This is a genomic window from Kocuria sp. CH-021 (assembly GCF_049716185.1).
Classification (GTDB): domain Bacteria; phylum Actinomycetota; class Actinomycetes; order Actinomycetales; family Micrococcaceae; genus Kocuria; species Kocuria cellulosilytica.
Map to the genome: position 1 here is coordinate 153,507 of NZ_JBNAFK010000005.1, position 23,798 is coordinate 177,304.

Consider the following 23,798-nt stretch of genomic DNA (forward strand, 5'->3'; position numbering starts at 1 on the left):
GCGCGTACCATCGGAGGCGAAGCTCGCAGCGGGACCGGAGCACCGCGGGCCGAGGACGCGCACAGGAGGCAGCACCATGACCGACCACCCGTCCCGGGACCGGGAGCGCGAGGAGCCGCACGGGAGCAGCCTGGGCGAGGAGGCGGTGCGCCGGCGCGTCCCCTCGGGGGGTGGGCAGAGCCGCTCCCTCGACGCCACGGGAGAGGTCGTCGTGGGCATCGACGGCTCCGAGCAGAGCCTCGGCGCCCTGCGGTGGGCGGCCCGGGAGGCGCGCCGCCGCGGCCGCCCGGTGCGGCTGGTCACCGCGTACAGCCTGCCGGTGTTCTCCGGCTCGGGCTTCGACACCGGCTACGCCACCGTGGACGAGGCCGCCCTCACCCAGGGCGTCGAGGAGCTGCTGAACCACGCCGCGGAGCACGTCCGCGACGTGGGGGTGGAGCTGCGGGCGACCGTCGAGACCGGGGACCCCTCCGGCGCCCTGCTCGAGCTGAGCCGCACGGCGGAGCTGCTGGTCCTGGGCTCCCGCGGCCGGGGCGGCCTGCTGGGCCGGCTCCTCGGCACGGTCTCCACGGCGGTGCCGGCGCACGCGAAGTGCCCCACGGGCGTGGTCCCCCTGCCGTGGGCGCAGGAGCACCTGGGCGCGGCGGAGCTCACGAGCACCCGCGCCCTCGTGGACCGCGTGGTCGTGGGCTCGGACGGCTCCGCCCAGGCGCGGGCGGCCATGCTCTACGCCGCGGAGGAGGCGCGCCTGCTCGGCGTCCCGCTGACGGTGCTGTGCGCGCTCCCGCCCGTGAGCGGGGCGCTCGCGTGGATGCCCACGGCGGTGGACTTCGAGGCGATGTACGACGACGTCGCGCGGGCGCTGAACGGCGGCGTCGCCTGGCTCGAGAGCTGGTTCCCGGACCTGGAGATCGGCTCCGAGCTCGCGGACGGGTCCCCGGTGCAGGTGCTGGTCGAGCGGACCCGGCGCAACGGCCTCGTGGTGATGGGCACGCGCGGCCGGGGCGGGTTCGCCGGGATGCTCCTGGGCTCCACGTCGCAGGGCGTGCTGCACAACGCCGCGGGCCCCGTGCTGATCGTCCCGGACCGCTACGACGAGCGGATCGAGACCCGCAAGGACTTCGACTCCGACGACATCCGCCCCTGGGACGCCTGAGCGGGCCGGCTCAGCCCCAGCCCAGTTCGTGCAGGCGGTCGTCGTCGATGCCGAAGTGGTGGGCGACCTCGTGGATGACGGTGACCGTGATCTCCTCCACGAGCTCCTCGCGCGCCGCGCACATGCGCTGCAGCGGCCCCCGGTAGACGAAGATCCGGTCCGGGAGGGAACCGGCGCCCCAGCCGCCGTCCCGGGCCGTGAGGGGCACGCCCTCGTAGAGGCCCAGCAGCTCCGGGGCGTGCTCCGGCGGCTCCTCCTCGACCAGGATCACCACGTTGTCCATCGCCCGGAAGAGGGCGTCCGGGATCAGGTCGATGGCGTCGTCGACGGCGCCGTCGAACTCCTCGCGGGTCATCTCGATCACGGTCCATTCCTACCGCACCGGCCCGTGCGGCGGCTGGGTCCCGGGGGCCGGGCGGGAATTGTGCGGACTCCGCGCATGCCTCTAAGCTGTACTCGGTTTCCCCCGTGTCACGGTCCTCGGTCGCCGAGGTCGTGGCCGTCGACGCGGGTGTCCGGCCCCCATCGTCTAGTGGCCTAGGACACCGCCCTTTCACGGCGGCGACACGGGTTCGAATCCCGTTGGGGGTACGCGATCGGAGGGTCCGCCCACCGATTTGCACAACCGCCGAGGAATGCTGGTAAGATCAGTCCTCGTTGGAAACAGCAAGGCCCTGTAGCGCAGTTGGTTAGCGTGCCGCCCTGTCACGGCGGAGGTCGCGGGTTCAAGTCCCGTCAGGGTCGCTCGGACGGCGTTCATCGAGAGATGCGGCGCCGTCGCGGCATATCCGCTGTGGATGTGCCGGGGCTCTGTAGCTCAGTTGGTAGAGCGTACGACTGAAAATCGTAAGGTCACCGGATCGACGCCGGTCGGAGCCACCGCGGAAACCGCCGGTCCCCTCGAGGGGACCGGCGGTTTTTTCGTGCCCGGGCGGTGCCGGCTGCCAGGCGGCACCGAGGTTCGCTCCCTACCCTGGGAGCCGTGATCCGGTATCCCCGTCGCCCGAGCTCTCGCGGGGCCGCAGCCGCCGCGCTGTCCGCCCTGTGCCTGCTGGCGCTCGCCGGCTGCGGCACCGGCCAGCAGCAGCCCGGGCTGGTCCTCGAGACCAGGGCGGGCTCGCCCTCGGCGGTGCCGTCCGGTCCCTCCCCGGAGCCGCGGACCTGCTTCGACGTGGCGAGCGCCTACACCGCCCTGACGCTCGTACCGCTGTCCGGCGACGAGCCGGACCCGCACTTCCGGCCGCAGGACGCGGCCGCCTCCGTGCGCGAGCTCGTTCCCGGGCTGCCCGCCGAGCTGCGCCCCGCGTTCGACGACGCCGTGGCCGCCCTGGGTGCCGCGGGCCCCTCCGTGCAGCCCGCCGAGCTGGCCGAGCTGCAGCGGACCCTGGCGCCGGTCGGCGACTGGCTGCGCGAGGCGTGCGCGGAGCCCACCCCCTCGAAGTGATCAGCACCCTGCCTAGACTGGGCCTCAGGCCGCCCGGCCCGGGCGGCCACGACGGGAGGAGCTGACATGAGCGAGCACGGACGCGAGCAGGAACCCGGGCGCGGACCGGTCGACGACCAGCGCGAGGACGGCGTGGTCATCGAGCCCGGCGCCGAGCTCGACCGCGACCTGGAGCAGCAGGGGCTGGACCCCGAGCAGCCCCGGGACGAGCGGCAGGCTCCCTGAGGGGCTCCGGCCGTCGGCCGGGGCGGCTCACGGCAGGCGCCACCACACGGCCCGCTCGGGGCACAGGGCGCCGTCCTGCACGGCGTCCTCGCGGCTGAGCACGAGCGGCTCTCCCGCCGGCAGGGGCACCGGGGCGCCGCCCAGGTTCGCCGCCACGAGGATCCGCTGCCCGGTGCCGGTGGTGTTCACGAAGGAGAGCAGGCCCGTCGCGGCGTCGTGCGTCGCGTGCCACGCGAAGGAGCCGCGGCCGAGCCCGAGCTCCCGGCGCACCCGCAGCGCCGTGCGGTACAGCGTGTGCGTGGAGCCGGGGACCCCCACCTGCCGGTCCGCCGCGAGCTCCGCGAAGACCTCGGGCTGCGGCAGCCACGGGTCGGGGCCGAAGCCGTGGCCGGGCTCTCCCGCGGCCCAGGGCAGCGGGACGCGGCAGCCGTCGCGGCCGATCTCCTCGCTCCCGGTGCGGGCGAACGCCGGGTCCTGGCGCAGCTCCGCGGGCAGGCACGTGTGGTCGGGCAGCCCCAGCTCGTCCCCCTGGTACAGGTAGGCGGACCCCGGCAGGGCGAGCTCCACCAGGGCGGCGGCGCGGCCCCGGGCGAGGCCCTGCTCGTGGTCGGGCTGCTCGCCGGCCGCGTCGATCCCCTGGGGGTAGGCGATGGGGTCCGCGAGGCCGAAGCGGGAGACGTGCCGGACGGTGTCGTGGTTGGACAGCACCCAGGTGGTGGGGGCCCCGACCGCCGCCGCCTCCCGGAGGGAGCCCTCGATGGCCCGGGACAGCCGCGCCCAGTCCCATCCGGCCACCAGGAAGTCGAAGTTGAAGGCCTGGTGCATCTCGTCGGAGCGCACGTACATCGCCAGCCGGTGGGCCGGCTCGACCCACGCCTCGGCCACCATCATCCGGTCGCCCTCGTACTCGGCGAGCACCCGGTGCCAGTCGCGGTAGACCTCGTGCACGCCGTCCTGGTCGAAGTAGGGGCTGCCGCTGCTCATGGGGGTGTCCGGCTCGTCGTGCTCCCGCGCGTCGTGCTCGCCCTCGACCATGTGCACCTGGTGGTCCCAGTCCGGCAGCCCCTCGGCCTTGACCAGGCCGTGGGCCACGTCCACGCGGAAGCCGTCCGCGCCGCGGTCCAGCCAGAAGCGCAGCACGGAGCGGAACTCCTCCCACACCTCCGGGTTCTCCCAGTTGAGGTCCGGCTGGGTGCTGTCGAACAGGTGCAGGTACCACTGCCCGTCCGGCAGCCGGGTCCACGCCTCGCCGCCGAACACGGAACGCCAGTTGTTCGGCGGCAGCTCGCCGTGGGCGCCCCGGCCGTCCCGGAACATGTACCGGTCCCGTTCGGGGCTGCCCGGCCCGGCGGCCACGGCGGCCCGGAACCACTCGTGCTCGCTGGAGGTGTGGTTGGGCACCAGGTCCACGATCAGCCGCATCCCGAGCTCCGCCATCCGGGCGCGCATCCGGTCGAAGTCCTCGAGGGTGCCGAAGCGGGGGTCGACGTCCCGGTAGTCCGAGACGTCGTAGCCCGCGTCGTGCTGCGGCGAGACGTAGAACGGGGACAGCCACAGGGCGTCCACGCCCAGGTCCGCGAGGTAGTCCAGGCGGTCGACGATCCCGGGCAGGTCGCCCAGGCCGTCACCGTCGGAGTCGTTGAAGGAGCGGGGGTAGATCTGGTAGATCACCGCGGAGCGCCACCACGGGTCGTCCTCGGCCGTGGGGGACTGGCTGATCTGCTGCGTCATGGGCTGTTCCTCGGGTCCTTCCTCAGGGCTGTCCGGTGCGGGGCGCCCGGTGCGGGGCGCCCGCGCGGTGCGTCCGGCGCGGGGGCACCGGGCGCCGCGGTGTCCGGCGCGGGGCGTCCCCAACCTAGTCAGTCCCCGGGGGCGGTGTCACGGCCGCGCCGCGCCGCGGCCGCGCGCACCGTGACCGGGTGCTCCACCGCGGGCGCACGGACGGCCGCCGCCCCGGCGGCCCGCGGGACGGCGGGCACCGGGCCGGCCGGTGCCCGGGCGGGCGTGCCCGGCCGCTGCCCGACGACGTTGGCGGGGGCCAGGGCGAGCACGACGAGCGCGGAGGCGATGACCGCCAGCCCGGCCCAGCCGGCGCCCGTCAGCCGCTCGCCCACGACGACGACGGCCAGGACCGCCGCGACGGCCGGTTCGGTCAGGGTGAGGGTGGTCGCCGTGCTGGGGCGCACCCGCGCGAGCCCGATGCCGAACAGGAAGTACCCGAGGAACATCGGCACCAGCGCCATGTACGCGGCCACGGCGAAGGACTGCGCCGAGGCCAGCAGGGGCGCTCCCGTCGCGGCGAGGACGGGGAGCAGGAGCGCCCCGCCGGCCCCGAAGACGGCGCCCATCGAGGCTGCGCGGCCCACCCCGTGGCCCATCAGCCGGTGGACGACCCACGAGTACAGGGCGTAGGTGGTCCCGGCCACCAGGCCGAGCCCGATGCCGGCCGTGGTCCCCGAGGCGGACATCGCCGGCCGGCCGCTCTGCGACAGGACCAGCAGGACGCTGCCCAGAACGCCCAGGGACGCCGCGAGCATCCACCACCGGCTCAGCGGGCGGCGCTCGAGCACGCGTTCCAGGACGCCCGAGGCCAGCGGCGCGGAGGCCAGGGAGACGACCGTGCCGATGGCGACGCCGCCCAGGTGCATCGAGCTGTAGAACGCCAGCGGGTAGACGGCCACGGCCAGGGCTCCCGCCGCCACCAGCCCGGCGTGCGGGCGCAGCGCCCGCCGCGAGCGGCGCAGCGCGGGCAGGGCGATCGCTGCCTGCAGCAGCCCGCCGACCCCCAGGGCGGCGGCCCCGACGGCCAGCGGACCGGCGCCGGGGGCGAAGGTCGCCGCGGTCCCGGTGGTGCCCCACAGGACCGCGGTGAGCAGGATCGCCGCGACGCCGGCACGGTGCCCGGTGCGGGTCACAGGGCCTCGCGCGCTCCCGTGCGGGCGCTGCGCCGCGCCGCGTCCAGCACCGCGGCGACGGCCACGGCGTCCCAGGGGTCCACCGGCACGTCGCCGTCGTCGTGGAGCCACCGGGCCACCGCCCGGTAGAAGTCCGCGGGCTCGCCCGGGGCGGTGGGCACGGGCGTGGTCTCGGCGCCGCGGACCAGCAGGCCCGTCGTGCCGTCCCCGGGGTCCAGGAGGTCGAAGGGCCCGGGGCTGTCCGCGTGACCGGGGACGAGGAGGGCGCCGGCCGAGCCGAGCACCCGGGTCCGCGGGCCCGGCGCGCCCACCAGGCTCCCGGCCCACAGGTGGCTGATCGTGCCCGAGACGTGGTCCAGGGCCAGGAAGACGTCGTCCTCCGTGGGCGTCGTCAGGGCGCGCAGCTCGGCCCGCACCGCGGACACGGGCCCGAACAGCTGGATCGCCGCGTCCACCAGGTGCGGTCCCAGGTCGAGCAGCAGTCCGCCGCCCTGGCCGACCGCGTTCTCCCGCCAGCGGTCCTTGGGCACCGGGCGCCAGCGCTCCCAGCGGCGCTCGAAACGGTGCACGTCCCCGAGGCGGCCCTCGGCGAGCACGCGGGCCAGGGTCAGCTGCTCGCTGTCCCAGCGACGGTTGTGGAAGACCGTCAGCGGGGTCCCGGTCGCCTCGGCGCGGCGGACCACGGCCGTGGCGCCCTCGTGGTCCATGGCCAGCGGCTTGTCGACCACCACGGGGATCCCGGCCTCCAGGCCGGCCAGGGCGTGCTCCACGTGCAGCCCGGTGGGGGAGGCGACCACCAGCACGTCCGGCCTCGAGCCCGCCAGCAGCCCGGCCAGGTCCTGGTGCACCTGCACCCCGGGCCAGTCCGCGCCCGCCCGGGCGGCACGCTCCGGGTTCCCGGTGACCACGTCGGTGACCCGGCCGCCGGCCCGCCGCAGCAGGTCCCCGTGGAAGTCCCGCCCGGCCATGCCGTAGCCGACCAGTCCGGCGGTGAGCACTCGCCCTGCACCCTGTTCAGTCATGCGGTCACGATAGCCGCTCGGGCGCGGTCTCCGGGGCCGGGCGCCCCGTCCGGCCCCGACACCCAGGAACGGTGCCGTGCCGGTCCTGGGGCGGCGCCGGGCCGTGCTGCTACGTCCGGGGCGGGCCCGTGATCTCGTCGTCGACGAAGCGGGGCGCGGCCGCGACCCCGCCGGCCAGCACGAGGAGCACCGCGGTGCCCATCAGCAGCAGCAGGGGAGCGGTCCAGCTGCCGGTGGCCTCGCGCAGGGCGCCGACCGCGAAGGGCCCGGCCGCCGCGAGCAGGTAGCCCACGGGCTGGGTGAACCCGGACAGCTGTGCGGTGACCCGGGGGTCCCGGGAACGGGCCGTGAGCAGGGCCAGGGCGGTGGGGAAGGCGAAGCCGCCCACCCCCAGCAGCAGGGCCCAGGCCCACGGTGTGCTGCCGGGCGCCAGCAGCAGCCCGGAGTAGCCGGCGACCATGCAGACGCCGAGGCCCACGATCCACCGCCGCAGGTGCGGGGACCGGGCCACGAGGACGGGCATGAGCAGGCCGCCCGGAATGCCCATGGCGGCGATCAGAGCCGCCATCAGCCCCGCCTGCGCCTGCTCCAGGCCGCCGTCGCGGTAGATCTGGGCCACCCAGCCGAACTGGACGTAGGCGTGCATCGACTGGATGCCGAAGTAGACGCACAGCGCCACGGCGGTGCGGGAGCGCAGGATCGAGGAGCCGCGCCCGGCACGCAGCGCCCGTCCGGGCGCGGTGGCGGGCTCGCGCCGGTCACGGGCGGTGACGAGCACCCACGGGACGACGGCGACGAGGGCCACGAGCCCCCACAGGCCCAGCGCGGCCCGCCATCCGCCGGGCCCGTGCGCGGCCAGCGGCCCGGCCGCCAGCAGCGGCAGGGTGGCGCCGACGGCCAGGCCGGTCGTGTAGAGGGAGTTCAGCGCCGGCGTGCGAGAGCCGCCGTGGCGCTTGATGAGGGCCGGCACCAGGATGTTGCCGACGGCCATGCCGGCGAAGCCCAGCACGGACAGGGCCAGGAACACCGGCACTGATCCGGTGACCGCCCGGGCCAGCAGGCCGGCGGCGACCAGGGCGAGACCGGCGGTGACCGCACCGCTGATCCCGGTCCGGCGCGAGAGCGCGGCCGCGCACGCGCCGGCCGCGGCGAACGTGAGCCCGGGCAGGGCGGTGAGCACCCCGGCCATCGTGGGGCTCAGCCCCAGGCCCTGCTGCACCTCCGCGAGCACCGGGCCCACGGACGTGGCCCCGGGGCGGAGGTTGACCGCCACGAGCAGCACCGCGGGCACCACCAGCCACCCCGGCAGCCGGGGCGGGGCGGAACGACGGTCAGGGGGCGGAGTGGAGTGGCGCACCGGCTCGTTCTATCACGCGGCGTGACGGTCCGCGGCGCGGGAGAGCCGAACAGCCAGGCCGGTCGACGTCGCCGAGGGCGCTGCGACGATGCTCTGGACGGTCGCCGGAACGGGGCCGCCCGGATCAGTCGGATCCGGGGGAGCTCTTGGCCTGGACGGTGTGGGTGAGGGTCATCAGCAGCAGCCCGCCGACGAGGTTCCCGGCGACCGCCAGCCCGAAGTTCTGCCCCAGGTCCCCGACGGTCACGGCGGCACCGAGCCCGATCCCGAACAGCAGGTGCAGCCCGGAGACGACCACGTGGTCGAAGGGGCCCAGGGCGAGGAAGACCCCCACCAGGTAGGCCAGCACGATGCGGGCGGTGGCCGAGTCGGCGGCGTGCAGCAGGTAGGAGAGCAGAGTCAGCAGCGTGCCGGCGGCGACGGCGCGGGCGAAGGTCGCCCATCCACTCTTGGCCGCGATGTCCTCGGCGACCGACACCAGGACCTCGTGGGCCCCGGCCGGCAGGGCGCCCTGGACGGTGAAGACCGCGGCCATGACCGTCCCGCCCACCAGGTTGAGCATCAGCACCAGGACCCACAGCCGGCCCAGCCGCAGCCACACCGAGGGCCCCTGCCGGTCGATGGCCGCGGCGACGGGGTCGAAGAAGTTCTCGGTGAACAGCTCGGAGCGGCCCATCACGAGGAACACCACTCCGGTGCCGAAGGCCAGGGCTCCGGCCAGTTTGCCGGGGCCGGTGCCGAAGGCGGGGGTGATCAGCTCCTCGGTCATGGCCAGGGCGACGATGCCGAAGACGATGGTGACCCCGGCGATGAACCCGGTGGAGGCCTGTTCCAGGGGCGGCATGGACAGCCGCCGCGCTCCCTCCTCCGTGGCGCGGTCGTAGATCTCGGCGGGGTCCGGTGCGCTCATGGACCACACCTACCCCGCCGACCCTCCAGGAACAAACACCCTTCGCACCGTTCCCGGCCCAGGGGACGACGGTGCACGGCTCCGGCGGACCGGTCCGACCCGGCGGTGGAACAGTCCCCGCGTGCGAGCTCCGCGCCGTCCCCGGCCCGTTGTCCCGCGGGCCCTCGGGCGAAGCCGCCCGTGGCGTCCTTGCGGGGTCCCTGCCGGCCGCGCCGGGACCTGGGTGCCACCCCAGCGTCTCCGGCGAAATCCCACTGGAGACCATCACGGGCCGGTCACGTTTCCGGCCGGGTGCGGTCCCAGGGACCCTCGCCTGTTGAAAGGCCCAGCTCAGCGTGCTTACGGTCGGCCGGTCCACCGCAGGTTCGCCCCGCACTGGACCCGCGCACCGGGTCCACCGCACCGAACCCGCCGCAGCAGCACGTCCAGGAGGCACCGGATGACCGCTCGTGATCGACGCTCCACCGCCCGCACCGCCGCCGCGGCTCTCACCGCCGCCGCCGGGCTGGGCCTGGCCGGCTGCAGCACCGGGGGACCCGAGACCGGCGCCGACGTCCAGGACGTCACCGAGGGCGAGATCCTGGAGTCCTCCCCGGCCCCGGAGAACGATCCCACGGCCGGGAACACCGTCACCGGCACCTACGACCAGGACTTCTCCGACGAGCGCGAGACCTACGTCGGCCAGGAGGTCAGGCTCTCGGCCGAGGTCAGCGACGTCGTCAGTGACGACGCCCTGGTCATCGCCGGCACCGCGGAGAACACCGTGGACCCGCTGCTGGTGCTCTACGACCTGGACCTGGTCGACATCGAGGAGGGCCAGGTCGTCGAGGTCGCCGGCACCGTCCGGCAGGCCTTCGACCCCTCGACCCTGGACCCCGAGGCCCGGGACGAGTTCACCGACGAGCTCTACGAGGACCACGAGCAGCGGCCCTACATCGAGGCCACCGACGTCCGCCTGCTGCCGGAGGAGTAGGATCCTGCCGCACCGATCGACCGCACGGGCCCCGGTGCGCACCGCGTCCGGGCCCCGGCCCGGGTGCCGGGGCTTGACCGGCACGCTCTGCACGACGACCGCCCCGAGGTGAACCCGTGGACATCGCCCAACTGCTGTGGAACACCGTCCCGCCGTGGGCGGGGGCCGCGCTGTTCACCGTGGATCTGGTCATCCGGTTGCTGGCGCTGGGCACGATCCCGCACAACCGGCGGCCCTCGGCGGCCTGGGGCTGGCTGCTGGTGATCTTCTTCTTCCCGATCCTGGGCGGGCTGGTGTTCCTGGTCCTCGGCCGGGCGGACCTGCCCGAGGCCCGCAAGGCCAAGCAGCGCGAGGCCGCGCAGCGGGTCGACGCGCACGGCCCCGGAGCCGAGGCGCAGGAGGTCCGGGACATGCCGGACTGGCTGGCCGAGACAGCCCGGCTGAACCAGCACAACGGGGCGTTCCCCGTGGCCGGCGGGCACCGGATCGAGGTCCTCGACGACTACGACGCGTCACTGGCCGCGATGGCCGAGGCGATCAGGGCGGCCGAGCACTACGTGCACTTCGAGTTCTACATCGCCGTGGCCGATCCCACGACCGAGCCGGTGGTCGCGGCTCTGGAGGAGGCCCACGCCCGCGGGGTGACCGTGCGGGTGCTCGTGGACCACCTCGGCTCGGCCGGCTACCCCGGCTACCAGGACCTCGTGCGCCGCCTGGGGGCGGCGGGGATCGACTGGCGGCGGATGCTGCCGGTCCGCCCGTGGCGCGGGGAGTACCAGCGCCCGGACCTGCGCAACCACCGCAAGATCCTCGTGGTCGACGGGGAGGTGGCGTTCACCGGGTCGCAGAACGTCATCGACCGTTCCTACAACAAGGCCAAGAACAAGCGGAAGGGCCTGCAGTGGATCGGGATGACGGTCCGACTGCAGGGGCCGGCCGTGGGGCACCTGGACGCGCTGTTCGCCACGGACTGGTACTGCGAGACCGACGACATGATCCTGGACGCCGACGCCGACGCCGACGCCGACGCCGACGCCGACGCCGACGCCGACGCCGACGCCGACGCCGACGCCGACGCCGAGGCCAGCGCCGGGGACCCGTCGGCGCGCAGCCCGAAGGCATCCGCCCCGGGCCACCTGGCCTGCCAGGTGCTGCCCAGCGGGCCGGGGCTGGCCCAGGAGTCCAACCAGCAGCTCTTCAACCACCTCTTCGCCTCCGCCCGGGAGCGGATCACGGTGTGCAGCCCCTACTTCGTGCCCGACGACTCGATGTACAACACCCTGCGCACCGCGGTGGGCCGCGGGGTGGCGGTGCACCTGTACATGGGCGAGACCTCCAACCACGCCCTCACCCACCACGCCCAGCGGTCCTTCTACGAGATGCTGATCCGGGACGGGATCCGGATATTCCTCTACCAGGCCCCGTGGGTGCTGCACTCGAAGTTCGTGCTCATCGACGAAGACGCCGCCGTGGTGGGTTCCTCCAACATGGACATCCGCTCCTTCGTGCTCGACCACGAGGTCAACCTCCTGGTCAGCGGCCGGGACTTCGTGGGCCGGCTGGACGAGCTCGTGGACGACTACCGGCAGCACAGCCACGAACTCGAGCTGGCGGACTGGCTGGCGAGACCCTGGTACCAGAAGTACCTCGACAACACCGCCCGCCTCACCTCCGCCCTGCAGTGACCCGGCGGACGCCCCGTGGGTGGGTATGGAGGGTCTGACAAGGCAGTGCCCACCTGCCGTCCAGAACTTCGTTATTCCTGCGTGACGGGTTTCGGAGATGCCGAGGAGGCTGAGCTCCTAGGGTGAAAAGGTCAGCAGCGAACGCATTCCATCGAATGGAGAACATCATGTCGACCAGCTCGAAGAAGGAGATGTTCGCCCTGCCGGCCGCGGCCGCTGTCGCCTCGGCCCTGATGGTCGGCTGTGCCGAGGAGACCCCGGTGCAGGAGGCCGAGGAGGCCGGGCCCACCGCGGAGGCCGCGATCCTCGACGAGACGGTCACGATGCAGAACGAGGTCACCGAGATCGTGGGCCCGAACCTGTTCACCGTCGGCGAGGACGACACCCCGGTCGTGGGGGTGGACGCGGCCGCCCAGGACATCCAGGACGGGGACATGGTCCAGGTCACCGGCACGGTCCGCCAGATCGTGCAGACCGACATCGAGTCCGAGTGGGACTGGGACTTCGACAACGACGAGATGGACTACCTGGTCGAGCGCGAGCTGGACCTGGCCGTGATCGCGGACGAGGTCCGGGAGTTGCCCGCGGAGTGACGGCCGCCCGGCAGCACCATCCCGGATCGCCCGTGCACCGGCGGTGCACGGGCGATCCGCTGTCCCGGCCGACGCAGCCCGGCCGGGGCGGTGCCCGCTCGGCGGCGGCCCCGGTGGCGCGGCGCGGGGCGGAGCACGTGGACGGGCCGGACGTGAGAGCGTTGGCCCCCGAGCGCAGAGGACGCCCTGCGCCGGGCCGACGCACAGGAGAGGACTGCGATGAGCCACTCAGCTGCCCGGGACGACGGGCCCCGCAACGAAGGACGGGGACGACGGGGCGGTCGTGCCCGTGCCGTGCTCACCGGCCTGGTCGCGGCCGTGGTGGCCCTGGGCCTGCTCGTGGCCGGCTACGGAGTGGCGATCGAACCGCGGCTGATCCTGGACGAGGAACGCATCCAGGCCCGCATCCCCGGGCTGGGCCCGGACTGGGAGGGGGCGCAGGTGCTGGTGTTCTCCGATCTGCAGGTGGGGATGTGGTGGGACAACACCGGGATGATCGAGCGCGTGGTGCAGCAGGCCGTGGCCGCCGATCCGGCGGCGGTGCTGCTGCCGGGGGACTTCCTCTACCAGAGCGAGACCAGCATCCAGGAACGGGTCAGTGACGTGACCCGGCTGCTCGAGCCGCTGACCGAAGCCGAGATCCCGGTGTACGCGGTGATGGGCAACCACGACTACGCCGTCGGAGCCGTCGAGGAGCTCACCGCCGCCTTCGAGGAGCGCGGGATCGAGGTGCTGGCCGACGAGGCCACCGTCGTGCCCGCCCCCGGCGACGGCCCCGGACCGGGACTGTTCCTGGCCGGGGTGGGGCCCTCCTCGGTCGGAGCTGCTGAGCCCCAGGAAGCCCTTGATGACGTACCGGAGGCCGCACCACGGCTGGTGATGATGCACAACCCCACCACGTTCCCGGAGCTGCCCGCCGGCACCGCCCCGATGGCGGTGGCCGGGCACACCCACTGCGGCCAGATTGCCCTGCCCCTGCTGTCCCGGTGGTCCTACCTGGGGCTCACCGAGGAGGAGGAGATCGTGGCCGACGGCTTTGCCCCGGACGGCTACGGGGCCGAGGGCAACCAGATGTTCGTGACCTGCGGGATCGGGTTCAGTCTGCTGCCGGTGCGGATCAACGCCCCGCCCCAGCTGCTGACGATCGAGCTGCACCGGGGCTGACCCGGGCCGGTCGCCGCCCGTACCGGACTACTCGGTGCCGAGGCCGGCCTGGTCGAGGTAGGGCTGGCCGACGTGGCGGTCGTAGAAGCCGGCCTCCTCGTCCATGTCGTCCTGGTCGACCGGGGCCTGGAAGTTCTCCTGCACGGTGCCGGTGACGTCCACGACCGTGCCTTCCTCGGCGTCGGGGAACGCGAACCGGGCGCTGACCAGCAGCGGGTCCAGGTCCGGGTTCTTGGGGTCGGTGAGGACCAGGGCGGAGCGGGAGGGCACCAGGTCGGTGATCTGCCCGGTGAGGCTCACCTGCTGCCCGGCGTAGGAGGCCATGTCCGCGCGGAAGTCCTCGTCGTAGGGCCCGGTGTAGGCGACGGTGGCCTGCTCACCCGGGGTCTGCCCCGGCTGGGCGGGGCTGGACTCCGCTCCGGTCCCGGCTGCCGTCCCGCGGTCGGGCTCCGGGGAGCCGCTCGTCCCGCAGCCGGCAGTCGCGCCGGCGGCCGTGGCCAGGGCCACCGCGGTGGCCAGCTTCCGGGACCGGAGGAGACGGTGGGTGGTGTTCATGGTGCTCCTTCTCGTCGTCGACGGGGTGCTCGGCGCCGGCCGAGACCCTCCGGGCACTGCGGTTCGGGCGCGACACCCGGTGCGGAACCGGTGAACCAGTCATCCCTCACCGGTTCGACGGTAGCCCGGCGGCTCGGGGTTCGGAACCCGTCCCCGGCCGGGCTCCGCCGCTGCCCGGCCGCGCCAGAGTCGGGGGAACGGTCGATCCGACCTCCCGCTGACATGCGATAACGATGCTCTAACGGTGCGGTCGGAAGATGCGGAGAACATCGGGCCGATCCTTGCCACCGGATGAACAGCTTCCTTACGGTCGATGAGCACCACGCCGGGAGCCTGCTCGACCAGGGCCTCGGCGACAACGATCGAAACCCAGGAGGACCACCATGCGGACACGAGATCGACGGAGCACGCGGATGATGGCGGCAGGGATCTTCGCCGTCGCCGGACTCGGGCTGGCGGGGTGCAACACCGAAGGCCCCGAGGAGGGCACGGACGTGGAGGACGTCTCCGAGGGCGAGGTCCTGGAATCCTCCCCGGCGCCGCAGGAGACGGATCGGGAGGTCGGAGCGGGTTATGTCGGGCCCTATGACCAGGCCTTCTACGACGAGAGCGAAACCTACGCCGGCCAGGAGGTCACCGTCTCCGCGGAGGTGACCGAGACACTGTCGACCGACACGTTCGTGATCGCCGGTGCGGAGGAGACCGCGGTGGATCCGCTGCTGATCGTCGAGGAGCAGGAGATTCCTCCGCTCGACGACGGGCAGGTGGTGGAGGTGACCGGCACGGTTGCCCAGGACTTCGACATCGCCGCCACCGAGGAGGAGCTCGGCATCGACCTGGAGGACGATCTCTATGCCGACTACGTGGGCGAGCCCTACATCATGGCCACCCGCGGGGAGATCCTCGACGCGGAATGACGCACGGCGTGGGCCGGCCGGACGTCCTGGAGACTGGCCCGAGGACGGGCCCGGGCCGGGCCCGTCCTCGGCCCGGGGCCGCTTCGGGGTTCATCCGCCGTCGGAAACGGGCACTCGGCGGCCATCGTGGCAGGATCCGACCATGTCCACGACAGCAGACGGCACGCAGCGGCCCGCCCGCCCGGGGGCGGGCCGCCGGTCCTGGCCGCCGGACGGTGACGCCGCCGCAGCGGTGTCGGTCCCGGTGCGGGTGGCGGCCGCCTGGTCCTGGCGGCTGCTGGTCGTGGTCGCGGCCGTGGGGCTGCTCGGCCGTCTGCTCTCGACGATCACGGTGGTCGTCGTTCCCGTGCTCCTCGCGGGGCTGCTGGCCGGTCTGCTCTTCCCCGTGGTGCAGTGGGCCCGCAGTCACCGGGTGCCGGCGGGAGCAGCCTCCGGCGTCACCGTCCTCGGCCTGGTCGGGGTCGTCGCGGGGCTGCTGGTGCTGGCCGGCCGGCAGATCGTCCTGGGCTTCGCCCAGCTCTCCGGCAGCGTGGTGACCGGCAGCCGGCAGCTGCTGGAACGTCTCGAGGGCAGCCCGTTCGGGTGGGACGTGGGCACCTTCGACGACTGGATCGGGGACGTCGGGGCCACGGTCGAGGACAACAGCCAGGCGATCCTGGACGGAGCCATGTCCTTCGGCTCCACGGCCGGCCAGCTGCTGGCCGGTGTCGTGATCCTGCTCTTCACGCTGCTCTTCCTGCTGATGGAGGGCGAGCGGATCTGGTTGTCCGTGGTCCGGCTCTTCCCGGCGCCGGCGCGCCGAGCGGTCAACGGGGCGGGCCGGCACGGGTGGACGGCGCTGGTCCAGTACGCCCGTGCCCAGGGGCTCGTCGCGGCCCTCGACGCCGTGGGCATCGGGGTGGGCGCCGCCCTTCTCGGCGTGCCCCTGGCCCTGCCGATCGGCATCCTCGTGTTCCTGGGCTCGTTCGTCCCCGTCGTGGGAGCGGTGGCCACCGGGGCGGTCGCGGTCCTGGTGGCGCTGGTGGCCAACGGGACGACGAACGCACTGCTCATGCTGGGCGTGGTGGTGCTCGTCCAGCAGCTCGAGGGCAACGTCCTGCAGCCGCTCATCATGGGCAAGGCCGTCTCCCTGCACCCGCTGGCCGTGTTCCTGTCCGTGGCGACCGGTGCGGTCCTCTACGGCATCGCGGGGGCGCTCTTCGCGGTGCCGGTCATCGCCGTCCTGAACACGGTGGTGCGCTACCTCGCGGCGGGGGCGTGGCGGGCCGACGCGGACATCGGGTGGGAACCGTACTACTACCCCTGGGAGATCCGCCGGAACGCCCGGCGGCACGGGGCGGACCGGCAGCAGATCCAGGGACAGCTCGAGCGGTTCCACCGGGTCCGGGCCGAGGAGCGCCGTCGGGCCCGGGCCGGACGCCGGCCGTCCCGGCGCCCACGGCTGCGACGTCGGTGAGAGAGGCCCGCAGCCGCTGCCGTTCCCGCCTCAGCTGGCGCTCTCGAGGTGCGCCAGCGGCAGCCAGCGGTGCATGAGCCGGCGGAACGCCACGGCGGCGCCGTGGGCGTCCTGCGCGGCCAGCAGCTCCACGGCGTCCGCGAAGTCCTGCGGGCTCTCGTCGGGCTGGAAGGGATCCGCGAGCGAGCCGTAGTGCAGGACCACGAGGGAGTTGGCCGAGAACGCCCCGAGCCACCGGCCCAGGTGCGTGAGGTCCTCGGCGAGGTCCTCGAGGTCCTCGCCGCCCGCGTCCTCCACGACCTGCGCCGCGCGCACCACCCGCCGGGTCGCGAGGTCCACCGGCACTGCGCACCGGTGGACGCGGTTGCCGTGGTGGAAGCTCTCGGTGTGGTCCTGGGCCGTGAACAGCGAGAACCACGCCATGGGCACCGTGAACGCCGACTGGCGGGCGTGGACGGGCACGAAGTGCTCCCGGCTCACGAGCTCGCCCGCGGCCCGGACCGCGTCCTCGGGGATCAGCAGGTTGGGCAGGGGCTGGCCGCCCTCCTCCTCGGCGAGCGCCACGAGCCGCAGCGAGCGGCGCAGCCGTTGCGGGGGGTGGTAGACGGGGAAGTCGCCGACCCCCGCGGCGAGCATGTCCCGGCCCCGGGGCGCCGCGGAGAACGGCAGGGTCCACAGCGGCTCCACGGCCGGGGGCAGCGGCTCCTGACCCGGCTCGGCCAGCCGGGCGAGCTGCTCGGTCAGCTCGTTGACCCCGGCCTCCTCGGGGGGCAGCGCCCGCGGCAGCAGCGGGGCGTACACGGCGTCCAGCTCCTCGGCGGGCACGTACACCCGCAGCGCGAACTGGTGGGGGATCCCGGTGGCCGAGCGGAACGTCCGGCCGACCTGCAGCAACTGGGCCACGGCCGCTCAGGCGATCTCGACGATCACGGGGGCGTGGTCCGAGGCGCCCTTGCCCTTGCGCTCCTCGCGGTCGATCGACGCGTCCGTCACGCGGCCGGCCAGGGCGGGGGAGTAGAGCTGGAAGTCGATGCGCATGCCCTCCTTCTTCGGGAAGCGCAGCCCCTTGTAGTCCCAGTAGGTGTAGACGCCCGGGCCGGGGTGCCGGGGGCGGACCACGTCCTGGTAGCCGGCCTCCTCGAGGAAGGCGCGGAAGGCGGCACGCTCGGGGGCGCTGACGTGGGTCAGGCCGTTGTCGAGGAAGAACTGCAGGTCCCACACGTCCTCGTCCTGGGGGGCCACGTTCCAGTCGCCGACCAGGGCGACCTGCGCCTGCGGGTCCTCCTCGACCCACTGCTTGGCGTGGTCCTTCAGCACCCGCAGCCACTCCAGCTTGTAGGGCATGTGCGGGTCCTCCAGGCCGCGGCCGTTGGGGACGTAGAGGGACCAGACGCGCACGCCGCCGCACGTGGCCCCGATCGCGCGGGCCTCCTGCACGGGCTCCTCGCCGGGCTTGCCGAAGGCGGGCTGGTCCGGGAAGGTGCGCTCGACGTCCTCGAGGCCCACCCGGGAGGCGATCGCCACACCGTTCCACTGGCTGAGGCCGAAGTGGGCGACGTCGTAGCCCATGAACTCGAAGAGCTCCCAGGGGAAGTTCTCGTCCTTCGCCTTGGTCTCCTGCATGGCCAGCACGTCCACGTCCGAGCGCTGCAGCCACGCCTCCACGCGGTCGGCGCGGGCGCGGACGGAGTTCACGTTCCAGGTGGCGATCCTCATGGTCCCCACGTTACCGGCTGGCCCGGACGCCCCCGCCCACGGGCCGGACCGCCCGCCCCGCCGGTGGTTCCGTACGGGACCCCTTCCCCCAAGCGATTGCATATGCTAACTTCCTGCTGGCCCGTGCCCCCGGCGGCGCCGTCCCCAGCACGGAGAGACCTCCCATGAACCTCGCACGGACCGCGCTCGTCGTGTCCACCGTTTCCGCCCTCCTCCTCAGCGGCCTGCCGGCGGCGCTCGCCGCGCCGGCCCCGCCGGCCGCTCCGTCCGAGCTCGCCCGCACCGCCGACGCTCCGGTCCTCTCCGGGGGCTCGGCGGGCGACCCCGCCCCGGCGGGGGCCCCGGCGCCCGCGCCGGAGGCCCCGCCCGCCGGCGGCCTGGCCGCGGCGGCCGGCGCCCACCCGACCACGGTCGAGCAGGTCACCGAGGCCTTCGAGATCGTCAACGACCACCGGCGCCAGGCCAACCGTGCCCCGCTGGTCTACAACACGGCCCTGTCCCGCAACGCCCAGCAGTGGGCGGAGACCATGGCCGGTGCCCGCACGGAGTCGCGCAATCCGGATCCCTGGGCGGGCGCCCCCGCCGGCGGCGTCCGGATGGACCAGTACTACGGGAAGGGCGTCTTCACCGGCGCGTTCCAGGGCGTCGACGCGGTCGAGGCCCTCACCCACTACCTGCTGGACTTCTACCCCCGCAACGGGACCGACCAGTTCGCCCGGGACCTGACCCACCTCGGCATCGGCGTCAGCCACGTCGCCACGTCGGGCTCGGACGGGCCCGGCTGGGAGACCTACCTGACCGTCTACTACTACGCCTATCCGGCCGGGCCGGCCGTGCCCGGGACGTATACGACCCCGGCGCAGGGGTTCGTGCCCCCGGTGACCGCCCCGGCCCTCACCGTCCGCGGCGCCATCGGCACCAAGTACCACCGCCTGGGCGGAGCCTCCGTGCTCGGCGAGCCCACCATGAACGAGCGCGGCGGCCTGGTGCACGGCGGCGTCTACCAGCAGTTCCGGAAGGGCACCCGCACCACCACCATCTACTGGGCCCCCGGCTACGGGGCGATGGCCGTGAAGAACTACGGCTCCATCGGCGCCCGGTGGATCGCGGCCGGCCGGGAGCACAACTTCGGGCTGCCCGCCACGGACGAGCGCCCCGCCGCCGGCGGCGCGTACCAGGTCTTCCGCCGCGACGGGCGCTCCACCCAGGTGATGTGGAGCCCCGGCACGGGCTCCCGCGCGATCAAGCTGTACGGGGCGATCGGCCGGGCCTGGACGGCCGCCGGCCGGGAGCGCGGCTACGGCTTCCCGGTCACCGACGAGTACCGGTACGGCACCGAGGTGCGCCAGCGCTTCTCGAAGGGCTACACCGTCCACTACGCGGCCGGCCGGACCTGGGCCACCCGCTGAGGGGGCCCGACGACGGCGGAGCCGCGCACCCCGGCCGGGGTGCGCGGCTCCGCCGCTCCGCGGGTGCTCCCGGCGTCAGGCCCGCCACCAGTCGTCGAGGAGCGTGGCGGGGGTCGTGCGCTTGTGCCGGGTGATGCGCCAGCGGTGCTCGATCTTCTCCGCCACGGCGGCGTCGACCTCGTGGCCCTCCAGGTAGTCGTCGATGTCGTCGTAGGACAGCCCCAGCTCCGCCTCGTCGGTCTGGCCGGGGGCGTCGTCGAGCAGGTCCGCGGTGGGGGCCTTCGCCCACAGCCGCTCCTGCGCGCCCAGGGTCTTCGTCAGGAGCCGGTTCTGCCGCTTGTCGAGGCCGAACAGCGGCAGCACGTCCGCGCCGCCGTCGCCGTACTTGGTGAAGAACCCGGTCACGGACTCGGCGCCGTGGTCCGTGCCGATCACGAGCAGGTTCCGCTCCCCGGCGATCGCGTACTGGGCCGTCATCCGGACGCGGGCCTTGATGTTGCCCTTGTTGAAGTCGGAGATCTCCCGGCCGGTGGCCTCCCGGAACTCGGCCTCGAAGCCGTCCACGGCGGGGGCCACGTTGTAGGTCACGGTGCTGGACGGCCGGATGAACTCCAGGGCGGCCTGGGCGTCGTCCTCGTCGTGCTGGACGTTGTAGGGCAGCCGGACGGCCACGAAGTCCGCCTCCACGCCCTCCTCCGCGAGCCGGTCCACCGCCATCTGGGCCAGCCGGCCGGCCAGCGTGGAGTCGAGGCCCCCGCTGATGCCGAGCACGAAACCGTTCGTGCCGCTGGCGCGCAGGTAGTCGCAGAGGAAGCCGACGCGCGCCTCGATCTCCTGCTGGGGGTCGATCTCGGGCTTCACGCCCATCTCTTCGATGATTGCTGCCTGCAGTGTCCGCATGGGCCCCATGCTAGTGCGGGGCGCTCCCGGCGGGGCAAGGGCGCACCTGCCGGGAACCACGGGCGCGGTGCGTAGGATGCGGGCCATGCTCCTGCGCCGCCCCGCCCTCGCCGCCGGGAGCACCGAGATCCGACCGACCGAGCGAACCAGGAGCACAGCATGAGCGAGCAGCACGGGACCAGCCACGGGACCAGCCACGGGACCGGCTACGAGAACATCCTGGTCGAGGTCCGCGGGAGGGTCGGGATCATCACCCTGCACCGGCCGAAGGCGCTCAACGCCCTCGACGCCGCGACCCTGCGGGAGGTCGTCGCGTCGTCCACCGCCCTGGACGCGGACCCCGGGATCGGGGCGATCGTCCTGACCGGGTCGGAGAAGGCCTTCGCCGCGGGCGCCGACATCAAGGAGATGGCCGGGCGCAGCGCCCCGGAGATGTACCTCGCCGACTGGTTCGCGGGCTGGGACGCCTTCACCCGCGTGCGCACCCCCGTCGTCGCCGCGGTCTCGGGCTACGCCCTCGGCGGGGGGTGCGAGCTGGCGATGATGTGCGACCTCCTGATCGCCGCGGACACGGCCCGCTTCGGCCAGCCCGAGATCAACCTCGGGGTGATCCCCGGGATGGGCGGCTCCCAGCGCCTGGCCCGCGCGGTGGGCAAGGCCAAGGCGATGGACATGGTCCTCACCGGCCGGCAGATCGACGCCGCGGAGGCCGAGCGGGCGGGGCTCGTCTCCCGCGTGGTGCCCGCCGCGGACCTGCTGCAGGAGGCCCTGGACGTCGCCGGGACCATCGCGGCGAAGTCCCTGCCCTCGGTCCTCGCGGCCAAGGAGGCCGTGGACGCGGCGTTCGAGACCACCCTCGCGCAGGGCGTGCACCTCGAGCGCCGGCTCTTCCACGCCCTGTTCGCCACCGAGGACCAGAAGGAGGGCATGGCCGCGTTCGCGGAGAAGCGCGAGCCGCGGTTCACGCACCGCTGAGTTCCCGCCGCGCCCGGACGGTCCCGGCCGCGCGGGCTAACGTGGTGCCATGCCGACACCGTCGAACGAAGCCCCCGCCTGGCAGGTCCGCGAGTCCGCCCTCGACCCGGGCGCGCACGGCGCCCTGGAGTCCGTCTTCGCCCTGTCCAACGGGTACGTCGGAGTCCGGGGCACCCTGGACGGGGCGCAGCCCAGCGACTCCCGCGGCACCTTCCTCTCGGGCGTCTACGAGTACCACCCGCTGTCCTACCCCGAGGGCGGCTACGGTCACCCCGAGCACGGCCAGGCCATCATCGGCGTGGCCGACGGCAGCACCGTGCACCTGCAGGTGGACGGCGTCCCCCTGGACGTGCGGGACTCGCCGCCGGAGCAGCACGAGCGGGTGCTCGACCTGCGGGCCGGCACGCTCCACCGGGAGACGGAGTGGGTCACCCCGCGGGGCGCCCGGATGCGGCTGCGCTCCACCCGGCTCGTCTCGCTGGGCCACCGCCCGGTGAGCGCGCTCCACTACACCGTCGAGGCGGTGGACCGCTCCGTCCAGGTGGTGCTCCGCTCCGCCCTCGTGGCCAACGGCACCCCGCCCAAGGTGGAGAACTCCGACCCGCGCGTGGCCGAGGTCCTGGCGAAGCCGTTCCGCCCCGAGATCCACCACTGCCACGGGACGGGCGGCGCCCTGGTCCACCGCACCCACGGCAGCGGGATCGGGGTGGGCGCCGCGGTCGAGCACGACGTCGACCTCCCGGCCGGCGGCGCCGTGAGCACGCAGTGCGACGAGGACCAGGTGGTGACGACCGTCGTCGCCGACCTCGGCCCCGGTGAGAGCGTGCGCTTCGTGAAGTACCTGTGCCACTCCTCGGCCGCGGACGACCCCGCCGAGGACCTCCGCGGCCAGGTGCTCGCGGCCATGGCCGGGGCGCGGCGGCGCGGCTGGGAGGGGCTGCTCGCCGACCAGCGCACGGAGCTGGACGAGTACTGGGCGGGCGCGGACGTGGAGATCGACAGCGACCCCGAGCTGCAGCTGGCGGTGCGCTTCGACCTGTTCCAGCTCCTGCAGGCGGCGGCCTGCGTCGACGGGGCACCGGTCGGGGCGAAGGGACTGACCGGCGGCGGCTACAGCGGGCACACCTTCTGGGACGTCGAGGGCTTCGTGCTGCCGGCCCTCGCGCTGCTGCGCCCCCGGGACGCCGCACGCCTCCTGCGCTGGCGCTCCTCCACCCTGGACCGGGCGCGGCAGCGGGCGCAGGTCCTGGACCTGGGCGGCGCCTCCTTCCCGTGGCGCACCATCGACGGGCACGAGACCTCGGCGTACTGGCCGGCCAGCACCGCGGCCATGCACGTCAACGCCGACATCGCCCGGGCCTTCAGCTGGTGGGCCGACGTGACCGGCGAGGACCTCACCACGGTCGGCGGGGTCGACGTCCTCGTGGAGACGGCGCGCGTGTGGGCCGCCATGGTGCACGAGGACCACGAGGGCCGCATCCACCTGCTCGGGATGACCGGACCGGACGAGTACACCGGCGTGGTGGACGACAACGTGTTCACCAACCTCATGGCCCGGCGCAATCTCCGGGCGGCCGCCGACGCGTGCGAGGAGCACCGCGAGCACATCGGGCGGCTGTCCGTGACGGCGGACGAGCTCCAGCGGTGGCGGGCCCTGGCGGACGCGATCCACGTGCCCTACGACGCCGTGCGGGGCGTGCACCCCTCCAACGCGGGGTTCACGACCTACCGCGAGTGGGACTTCGAGGCCAAGCAGGACGGCTACCCCGTGGAGGAGCACTTCCACTACGCGAAGATCTACCGCCGCCAGGTCGTCAAGCAGGCCGACCTGGTCCTCGCCCTGTGGTGGTGCGCCGAGGCGTTCACCCCCGAGCAGACCGCCCGGGACCTGGACTACTACGAGCAGCGGACCGTGCGCGACTCGTCCCTCTCGGCCTGCGTCCAGGCCGTGGTCTGCGCCCGCGTGGGCCACCTGGACCTCGCCCTCGAGTACCTGCGCGAGTCGGCCCTCGTGGACCTGCGGGACATCCAGCAGGACGCCGGACAGGGGCTGCACCTGGCCTCCGCCGCCGGGTCGTGGCTGGCCGTGGTCTGCGGGTTCGGCGGTCTGGACACGGGCGGGGACGAGCTGCGCCTGGCCCCCCGGCTGCCGGAGCGGCTGCACCGGCTCGCCTTCCGCCTCCACTGGCGCGGCCGCCGGCTCGGCGTGGAGATCACGCGCTCGGGCACGGCGGTGCGGCTCCTGGACGGGGACCCCGGCGAGGTCGCGCTGCGGATCGACGACGAGCCTGTGACCCTCACGGCCGACCGCCCCGTGCACGCCCCGCTGCGCGCCCCCCACCCGCCCACCCCCGCACCGCGCCAGCCACCGGGCCGCGCCCCCCGGGCTCCCCGCGGCTCGTGACGACGTCCCGCCCGCACCGGCT

General features: G+C 74.0%; 22 protein-coding genes and 3 tRNA genes. 15 read left to right on the forward strand and 10 right to left on the reverse strand.

Features of this window, described 5'->3' with window-relative positions; genetic code table 11:
• Nucleotides 1-76: 76 nt before the first annotated feature.
• Nucleotides 77-1,156 carry a universal stress protein gene (locus ACPYN7_RS05625; protein WP_082697270.1) on the forward strand — a complete coding sequence of 360 codons (1,080 nt, stop codon included), beginning with the start codon at nucleotides 77-79 and terminating at the stop codon, nucleotides 1,154-1,156.
• Nucleotides 1,157-1,166: 10 nt separating this feature from the next.
• On the opposite strand, the gene ACPYN7_RS05630 is transcribed toward ACPYN7_RS05625, so the two are convergent.
• Complete coding sequence (locus ACPYN7_RS05630; RefSeq protein ID WP_408669435.1) at nucleotides 1,167-1,511, reverse strand: metallopeptidase family protein; 345 nt, start codon at nucleotides 1,509-1,511, stop codon at nucleotides 1,167-1,169.
• A gap of 163 nt (nucleotides 1,512-1,674) precedes the next feature.
• Here ACPYN7_RS05630 and ACPYN7_RS05635 point away from each other — a divergent pair.
• From ACPYN7_RS05635 to ACPYN7_RS05655, 5 genes are all read left to right on the forward strand, one after another.
• Nucleotides 1,675-1,747 (forward strand) — tRNA-Glu (locus ACPYN7_RS05635).
• A gap of 79 nt (nucleotides 1,748-1,826) precedes the next feature.
• Nucleotides 1,827-1,900, forward strand: a tRNA-Asp gene (locus ACPYN7_RS05640).
• Between the two features lie 62 nt (nucleotides 1,901-1,962).
• A tRNA-Phe gene (locus tag ACPYN7_RS05645) sits at nucleotides 1,963-2,035 on the forward strand.
• Between the two features lie 103 nt (nucleotides 2,036-2,138).
• On the forward strand, nucleotides 2,139-2,600 hold the full coding sequence (locus ACPYN7_RS05650) for a hypothetical protein (protein ID WP_424346978.1): 462 nt from the start codon (nucleotides 2,139-2,141) through the stop codon (nucleotides 2,598-2,600).
• A 66-nt stretch (nucleotides 2,601-2,666) separates the two neighbouring features.
• Nucleotides 2,667-2,825, forward strand: coding sequence for a hypothetical protein (locus ACPYN7_RS05655; protein WP_157571486.1), 159 nt, complete (start codon nucleotides 2,667-2,669; stop codon nucleotides 2,823-2,825).
• Between the two features lie 27 nt (nucleotides 2,826-2,852).
• On the opposite strand, the gene ACPYN7_RS05660 is transcribed toward ACPYN7_RS05655, so the two are convergent.
• The 5 genes from ACPYN7_RS05660 to ACPYN7_RS05680 all read right to left on the reverse strand — a co-directional run bounded on the left by ACPYN7_RS05660 (nucleotide 2,853) and on the right by ACPYN7_RS05680 (nucleotide 9,029).
• Nucleotides 2,853-4,556: a glycoside hydrolase family 13 protein gene (locus ACPYN7_RS05660; RefSeq protein WP_424346979.1), complete on the reverse strand. Its 1,704-nt coding sequence runs from the start codon at nucleotides 4,554-4,556 to the stop codon at nucleotides 2,853-2,855.
• Between the two features lie 128 nt (nucleotides 4,557-4,684).
• Nucleotides 4,685-5,740: a DMT family transporter gene (locus ACPYN7_RS05665; RefSeq protein ID WP_424346980.1), complete on the reverse strand. Its 1,056-nt coding sequence runs from the start codon at nucleotides 5,738-5,740 to the stop codon at nucleotides 4,685-4,687.
• Nucleotides 5,737-6,762: a Gfo/Idh/MocA family protein gene (locus ACPYN7_RS05670; protein ID WP_424346981.1), complete on the reverse strand. Its 1,026-nt coding sequence runs from the start codon at nucleotides 6,760-6,762 to the stop codon at nucleotides 5,737-5,739. The genes ACPYN7_RS05665 and ACPYN7_RS05670 overlap by 4 nt, the downstream gene beginning before the upstream one ends.
• A 109-nt stretch (nucleotides 6,763-6,871) precedes the next feature.
• Nucleotides 6,872-8,119, reverse strand: coding sequence for an MFS transporter (locus ACPYN7_RS05675; protein ID WP_424346982.1), 1,248 nt, complete (start codon nucleotides 8,117-8,119; stop codon nucleotides 6,872-6,874).
• A gap of 124 nt (nucleotides 8,120-8,243) precedes the next feature.
• On the reverse strand, nucleotides 8,244-9,029 hold the full coding sequence (locus ACPYN7_RS05680; protein WP_424346983.1) for a formate/nitrite transporter family protein: 786 nt from the start codon (nucleotides 9,027-9,029) through the stop codon (nucleotides 8,244-8,246).
• A gap of 439 nt (nucleotides 9,030-9,468) precedes the next feature.
• On the opposite strand from ACPYN7_RS05680, the gene ACPYN7_RS05685 reads away from it, so the two are divergent.
• The 4 genes from ACPYN7_RS05685 to ACPYN7_RS05700 all read left to right on the forward strand — a co-directional run bounded on the left by ACPYN7_RS05685 (nucleotide 9,469) and on the right by ACPYN7_RS05700 (nucleotide 13,444).
• The gene (locus ACPYN7_RS05685; RefSeq protein ID WP_424346984.1) at nucleotides 9,469-10,002 is read left to right on the forward strand and encodes a hypothetical protein; all 534 of its coding nucleotides are present in this window, start codon (nucleotides 9,469-9,471) and stop codon (nucleotides 10,000-10,002) included.
• Nucleotides 10,003-10,118: 116 nt separating this feature from the next.
• Nucleotides 10,119-11,687, forward strand: a complete 1,569-nt coding sequence (locus tag ACPYN7_RS05690; RefSeq protein ID WP_424346985.1) for a phospholipase D-like domain-containing protein — start codon at nucleotides 10,119-10,121, stop codon at nucleotides 11,685-11,687.
• Between the two features lie 167 nt (nucleotides 11,688-11,854).
• Nucleotides 11,855-12,280 (forward strand): hypothetical protein, encoded by a 426-nt coding sequence (locus ACPYN7_RS05695; RefSeq protein WP_424346986.1) that lies wholly within the window; start codon nucleotides 11,855-11,857, stop codon nucleotides 12,278-12,280.
• Nucleotides 12,281-12,499: 219 nt separating this feature from the next.
• Nucleotides 12,500-13,444 carry a metallophosphoesterase gene (locus ACPYN7_RS05700; protein WP_424346987.1) on the forward strand — a complete coding sequence of 315 codons (945 nt, stop codon included), beginning with the start codon at nucleotides 12,500-12,502 and terminating at the stop codon, nucleotides 13,442-13,444.
• A 27-nt stretch (nucleotides 13,445-13,471) separates the two neighbouring features.
• Here the strand turns inward: ACPYN7_RS05700 and ACPYN7_RS05705 are convergent, their stop codons facing one another.
• The gene (locus ACPYN7_RS05705) at nucleotides 13,472-13,999 is read right to left on the reverse strand and encodes a hypothetical protein (RefSeq protein ID WP_424346988.1); all 528 of its coding nucleotides are present in this window, start codon (nucleotides 13,997-13,999) and stop codon (nucleotides 13,472-13,474) included.
• Between the two features lie 413 nt (nucleotides 14,000-14,412).
• Between ACPYN7_RS05705 and ACPYN7_RS05710 the strand changes: the two genes are divergently transcribed.
• Both ACPYN7_RS05710 and ACPYN7_RS05715 read left to right on the forward strand, forming a co-directional pair.
• Nucleotides 14,413-14,916 carry a hypothetical protein gene (locus ACPYN7_RS05710; RefSeq protein ID WP_424346989.1) on the forward strand — a complete coding sequence of 168 codons (504 nt, stop codon included), beginning with the start codon at nucleotides 14,413-14,415 and terminating at the stop codon, nucleotides 14,914-14,916.
• Between the two features lie 142 nt (nucleotides 14,917-15,058).
• Nucleotides 15,059-16,372 carry an AI-2E family transporter gene (locus ACPYN7_RS05715; RefSeq protein WP_424346990.1) on the forward strand — a complete coding sequence of 438 codons (1,314 nt, stop codon included), beginning with the start codon at nucleotides 15,059-15,061 and terminating at the stop codon, nucleotides 16,370-16,372.
• 30 nt (nucleotides 16,373-16,402) lie between these two features.
• Here ACPYN7_RS05715 and ACPYN7_RS05720 read toward each other — a convergent pair whose 3' ends face one another.
• Together ACPYN7_RS05720 and ACPYN7_RS05725 are read right to left on the reverse strand one after the other, a co-directional pair.
• Nucleotides 16,403-17,275: a hypothetical protein gene (locus tag ACPYN7_RS05720; protein ID WP_368827477.1), complete on the reverse strand. Its 873-nt coding sequence runs from the start codon at nucleotides 17,273-17,275 to the stop codon at nucleotides 16,403-16,405.
• A gap of 6 nt (nucleotides 17,276-17,281) precedes the next feature.
• Nucleotides 17,282-18,088, reverse strand: coding sequence for an exodeoxyribonuclease III (locus ACPYN7_RS05725; protein ID WP_058875492.1), 807 nt, complete (start codon nucleotides 18,086-18,088; stop codon nucleotides 17,282-17,284).
• 164 nt (nucleotides 18,089-18,252) lie between these two features.
• Between ACPYN7_RS05725 and ACPYN7_RS05730 the strand changes: the two genes are divergently transcribed.
• Nucleotides 18,253-19,497 carry a CAP domain-containing protein gene (locus tag ACPYN7_RS05730; RefSeq protein ID WP_424346991.1) on the forward strand — a complete coding sequence of 415 codons (1,245 nt, stop codon included), beginning with the start codon at nucleotides 18,253-18,255 and terminating at the stop codon, nucleotides 19,495-19,497.
• A 75-nt stretch (nucleotides 19,498-19,572) separates the two neighbouring features.
• On the opposite strand, the gene nadE is transcribed toward ACPYN7_RS05730, so the two are convergent.
• The gene (gene nadE, locus ACPYN7_RS05735) at nucleotides 19,573-20,397 is read right to left on the reverse strand and encodes an ammonia-dependent NAD(+) synthetase (RefSeq protein WP_424346992.1); all 825 of its coding nucleotides are present in this window, start codon (nucleotides 20,395-20,397) and stop codon (nucleotides 19,573-19,575) included.
• A gap of 159 nt (nucleotides 20,398-20,556) precedes the next feature.
• Here nadE and ACPYN7_RS05740 point away from each other — a divergent pair, with 159 nt between their 5' ends.
• Nucleotides 20,557-21,372: an enoyl-CoA hydratase gene (locus tag ACPYN7_RS05740; RefSeq protein WP_424346993.1), complete on the forward strand. Its 816-nt coding sequence runs from the start codon at nucleotides 20,557-20,559 to the stop codon at nucleotides 21,370-21,372.
• A gap of 49 nt (nucleotides 21,373-21,421) precedes the next feature.
• Nucleotides 21,422-23,776, forward strand: coding sequence for a glycoside hydrolase family 65 protein (locus ACPYN7_RS05745; RefSeq protein WP_424346994.1), 2,355 nt, complete (start codon nucleotides 21,422-21,424; stop codon nucleotides 23,774-23,776).
• The last annotated feature ends 22 nt before the right edge of the window (nucleotides 23,777-23,798 follow it).

What these genes read in the sequence shown, in the direction of transcription:
- ACPYN7_RS05625 (WP_082697270.1), top strand. Translation starts at nt 77, where the DNA reads ATGACCGACCACCCGTCCCGGGACCGGGAGCGCGAGGAGCCGCACGGG.
- ACPYN7_RS05630 (WP_408669435.1), bottom strand. Translation starts at nt 1,511, where the DNA reads ATGACCCGCGAGGAGTTCGACGGCGCCGTCGACGACGCCATCGACCTG.
- ACPYN7_RS05655 (WP_157571486.1), top strand. Translation starts at nt 2,667, where the DNA reads ATGAGCGAGCACGGACGCGAGCAGGAACCCGGGCGCGGACCGGTCGAC.
- ACPYN7_RS05660 (WP_424346979.1), bottom strand. Translation starts at nt 4,556, where the DNA reads ATGACGCAGCAGATCAGCCAGTCCCCCACGGCCGAGGACGACCCGTGG.
- ACPYN7_RS05670 (WP_424346981.1), bottom strand. Translation starts at nt 6,762, where the DNA reads ATGACTGAACAGGGTGCAGGGCGAGTGCTCACCGCCGGACTGGTCGGC.
- ACPYN7_RS05680 (WP_424346983.1), bottom strand. Translation starts at nt 9,029, where the DNA reads ATGAGCGCACCGGACCCCGCCGAGATCTACGACCGCGCCACGGAGGAG.
- ACPYN7_RS05685 (WP_424346984.1), top strand. Translation starts at nt 9,469, where the DNA reads ATGACCGCTCGTGATCGACGCTCCACCGCCCGCACCGCCGCCGCGGCT.
- ACPYN7_RS05695 (WP_424346986.1), top strand. Translation starts at nt 11,855, where the DNA reads ATGTCGACCAGCTCGAAGAAGGAGATGTTCGCCCTGCCGGCCGCGGCC.
- ACPYN7_RS05700 (WP_424346987.1), top strand. Translation starts at nt 12,500, where the DNA reads ATGAGCCACTCAGCTGCCCGGGACGACGGGCCCCGCAACGAAGGACGG.
- ACPYN7_RS05705 (WP_424346988.1), bottom strand. Translation starts at nt 13,999, where the DNA reads ATGAACACCACCCACCGTCTCCTCCGGTCCCGGAAGCTGGCCACCGCG.
- ACPYN7_RS05710 (WP_424346989.1), top strand. Translation starts at nt 14,413, where the DNA reads ATGATGGCGGCAGGGATCTTCGCCGTCGCCGGACTCGGGCTGGCGGGG.
- ACPYN7_RS05715 (WP_424346990.1), top strand. Translation starts at nt 15,059, where the DNA reads ATGTCCACGACAGCAGACGGCACGCAGCGGCCCGCCCGCCCGGGGGCG.
- ACPYN7_RS05725 (WP_058875492.1), bottom strand. Translation starts at nt 18,088, where the DNA reads ATGAGGATCGCCACCTGGAACGTGAACTCCGTCCGCGCCCGCGCCGAC.
- ACPYN7_RS05730 (WP_424346991.1), top strand. Translation starts at nt 18,253, where the DNA reads ATGAACCTCGCACGGACCGCGCTCGTCGTGTCCACCGTTTCCGCCCTC.
- nadE (WP_424346992.1), bottom strand. Translation starts at nt 20,397, where the DNA reads ATGCGGACACTGCAGGCAGCAATCATCGAAGAGATGGGCGTGAAGCCC.
- ACPYN7_RS05740 (WP_424346993.1), top strand. Translation starts at nt 20,557, where the DNA reads ATGAGCGAGCAGCACGGGACCAGCCACGGGACCAGCCACGGGACCGGC.
- ACPYN7_RS05745 (WP_424346994.1), top strand. Translation starts at nt 21,422, where the DNA reads ATGCCGACACCGTCGAACGAAGCCCCCGCCTGGCAGGTCCGCGAGTCC.